Genomic DNA, 2,375 nt, shown 5'->3' on the forward strand with positions numbered 1-2,375 from the left:
GTAGAGCAGCGGACTGAAAATCCGCGTGTCGGTGGTTCGAATCCGCCTCTGGGCACCATCACTTTCCCCAATGAAATCAAAGCGTTATGGTGTCGCCAACTTGGCGTCTCCAGCCTTTTCATGTCGCGCCATGTTGCAACCTGCTACCGTTGATTTCCAAGGGTTTCCTGCGACTATCGGCAGGTCCACGCGACATGAACGCGACATGGGGGATCATCTTGAAACACCGCGCTGTCTCTCATGCCGCTGACAAATGGCTGGCGGCCGCCAGCAACGTTGTGGCTGCTCTGTTCGGCCTATTCGTTGGCTTGGCGCTGGCTGACTTCCCAGGCGTAGAAACATGGCTGGAGAAATGGCAGACACTGATCGCGGGCATTCTAGCGGTCGTCGCGGCTGCTGTGACTATCCGCCAAATGCAGGTGTCTGATGGTGGGCAGCAAACGCGACATGAACACCTCATCCGCATGAGCATGCGATCGGAAACGCTTACTGTCTTGCGAGCTCATACCCTACTCACTCCCACTTTTCTTTGGATTGAAGGAGGTCTTAGGAACACGCTCGACTTGTACGAACGACGCCAGCTATCGAGGCCTGTCGAGGAATTCGAGACCTTCATCGACGCAATCGAAAATGCGATGGCCAGTGAAGAAATGCAGGCGTTGCGGCCAGTTCTTGGACCACCCACCACGGCGCTTCTTCATCTTATTGGGACAACGCAATGATTCGTTTCGTGGAACGCGCGTCTTCTTCGGGACAGCATTGGTTGAACAGAACAGCCCTGAGTCGACTGCCCGGATGCAAAAATTAGTGGGCGAGCAAATTGATTTGGGTCGACAGATCGCGGCCGACTGCAGGCTCTTTGCCGTCGAGTTGGAGACGCTGGCGATAAGCTATGGCGATCCGGCATGAGAGAGAGCCGCCCGTTCTACCGCGTTTTCACCGTCATGAGATACGAGGCTGCGGTTCAACAGATTGAGGCGGCGATTGCCGCTTTCCACGCAGGCCAATTTGCAGTCACCATCACCCTGGCGGGGGCGGCTGAAGACATGGCGCCCGGCAAAGCAAGTGGCCTTTGGGCAAGCATTCGAGACAACCCAAATCGCCTAGTGGCGGAAAACAAGGCTTGGGTGAATCGTCTCAACGAGACGCGAAACTGGCTCAAGCATGATAGAGCCGAGGATACCAGGGCCTTGGTGGCCTTTGAGGCAGGGGTGTTCATCCTGCGTGCGATGGACAAGTGGGAGCCATGGACGCCGCCAATGATCGCGTTCCACGATCTATGGCTTTCCTCACCTAAACTCATGCGACCTGAGGACTATTCGCCAGAGGTGGAGGAGTAAGCCCGCCACCGTGAGGCACAGTGCGCGGGCCGGACAAGAGCGCTTTCCCATCCTGCGTGCTTGTAGGAATTCGCCGCTGTCTGCTAGTGTCGATGCGGGTATGGAGGCTACTATGAAGACAATTAAGCACATTCGCACTGCTAGCATTTCGATTGCTGCGTTGGCCCTTGCCGTCACCTCGCTCGGGTCAACCAATGCCCAAGCCGGATCGGAGGCCTTCGACGCCGGGTACCAAATGGCAGCTTTTCTGCTGTGTCCTTCCGTGTATAAGTATTCTGATATGAAGAACTTCAACAAGTACGATAAGACCAGCGAGTACAAACGAGGTTTTGCTGCTTTAAGAGCCGCACTAAAGGGTCCCCGCCCCAGCAAAGTTTGCTTCGATGCCGCCCGTGCAAGCGGTTGGTTTAACGCACGCTGAATAGTGATTGCTCCGACAGAAAAAACCGCCACCGTGAGGCCGCTGAGCAGAAGCAGAATTCTTAAATTCTTAAGCGGTTTCCCACCATTTTCCGATCCGAAAGGGTTCTTTTGGTGTGGCGCCATCTGCTTCGGTCTCGTGGCCGGCAGTCTTTTCTGGGTTGGTTCGCCGTTGTCACTCACGTTTGGGGCGATCGCCGTGGCGAGCATAGCACTCTACGGGCACCTCTTCCCGCGTGGCGATGATGAAGAAGAATTGGCGGCTGCAGAGCGGGCTCTGCTCGCGTAATGTTAGCGTAAGGCTCGCTGTTATCCGTCGAGGCGGGATTTGAAACCACCGCCAAATATACGCCACATATGACCGCTTAAAGCCAAGAGGGCGTGGGGACGTACATTGGAGAGATTACCCTATGCCCCGCGAGCAAGAAGTTTCTAGTTACGGCTCGTATGAAGAGGCCAACGTGTGGGTCGCCACCAGCGACGATATCCCTGGGTCTCGCTACCGACGCAAACGCAACATAAACGCGACATGGAGCTAAAAAGCTCAACGATTTCAATCATCGACAGCGGACTGAAAATCCGCGTGTCGGTGGTTCGAATCCGCCTCTGGGCACC

General features: G+C 55.6%; 5 protein-coding genes. All 5 read left to right on the forward strand.

Going from position 1 to position 2,375, the window contains the following annotated elements; translation table 11 throughout:
- Positions 1 to 194: 194 nt before the first annotated feature.
- The 5 genes from BQ8794_RS17625 to BQ8794_RS37420 all read left to right on the forward strand — a co-directional run bounded on the left by BQ8794_RS17625 (position 195) and on the right by BQ8794_RS37420 (position 2,299).
- On the forward strand, positions 195 to 722 hold the full coding sequence (locus tag BQ8794_RS17625; protein ID WP_077379743.1) for a hypothetical protein: 528 nt from the start codon (positions 195 to 197) through the stop codon (positions 720 to 722).
- Positions 723 to 759: 37 nt separating this feature from the next.
- Positions 760 to 909, forward strand: a complete 150-nt coding sequence (locus BQ8794_RS35675; protein ID WP_167378778.1) for a hypothetical protein — start codon at positions 760 to 762, stop codon at positions 907 to 909.
- Positions 906 to 1,340 (forward strand): hypothetical protein, encoded by a 435-nt coding sequence (locus tag BQ8794_RS17630; RefSeq protein WP_077379745.1) that lies wholly within the window; start codon positions 906 to 908, stop codon positions 1,338 to 1,340. The genes BQ8794_RS35675 and BQ8794_RS17630 overlap by 4 nt, the downstream gene beginning before the upstream one ends.
- Before the next feature lie 112 nt (positions 1,341 to 1,452).
- Positions 1,453 to 1,761: a hypothetical protein gene (locus tag BQ8794_RS17635; protein WP_143744600.1), complete on the forward strand. Its 309-nt coding sequence runs from the start codon at positions 1,453 to 1,455 to the stop codon at positions 1,759 to 1,761.
- Positions 1,762 to 2,170: 409 nt separating this feature from the next.
- On the forward strand, positions 2,171 to 2,299 hold the full coding sequence (locus BQ8794_RS37420) for a DUF1902 domain-containing protein (RefSeq protein WP_425293546.1): 129 nt from the start codon (positions 2,171 to 2,173) through the stop codon (positions 2,297 to 2,299).
- The last annotated feature ends 76 nt before the right edge of the window (positions 2,300 to 2,375 follow it).

This window comes from Mesorhizobium prunaredense (genome assembly GCF_900156895.1).
GTDB classification, from domain to species: Bacteria; Pseudomonadota; Alphaproteobacteria; order Rhizobiales; family Rhizobiaceae; genus Mesorhizobium; species Mesorhizobium prunaredense.

Excerpts from the sequence above, each read along its gene's own strand:
- BQ8794_RS17625 (WP_077379743.1), top strand. The coding sequence starts at position 195 with ATGAACGCGACATGGGGGATCATCTTGAAACACCGCGCTGTCTCTCAT.
- BQ8794_RS17630 (WP_077379745.1), top strand. The coding sequence starts at position 906 with ATGAGAGAGAGCCGCCCGTTCTACCGCGTTTTCACCGTCATGAGATAC.
- BQ8794_RS17635 (WP_143744600.1), top strand. The coding sequence starts at position 1,453 with ATGAAGACAATTAAGCACATTCGCACTGCTAGCATTTCGATTGCTGCG.
- BQ8794_RS37420 (WP_425293546.1), top strand. The coding sequence starts at position 2,171 with ATGCCCCGCGAGCAAGAAGTTTCTAGTTACGGCTCGTATGAAGAGGCC.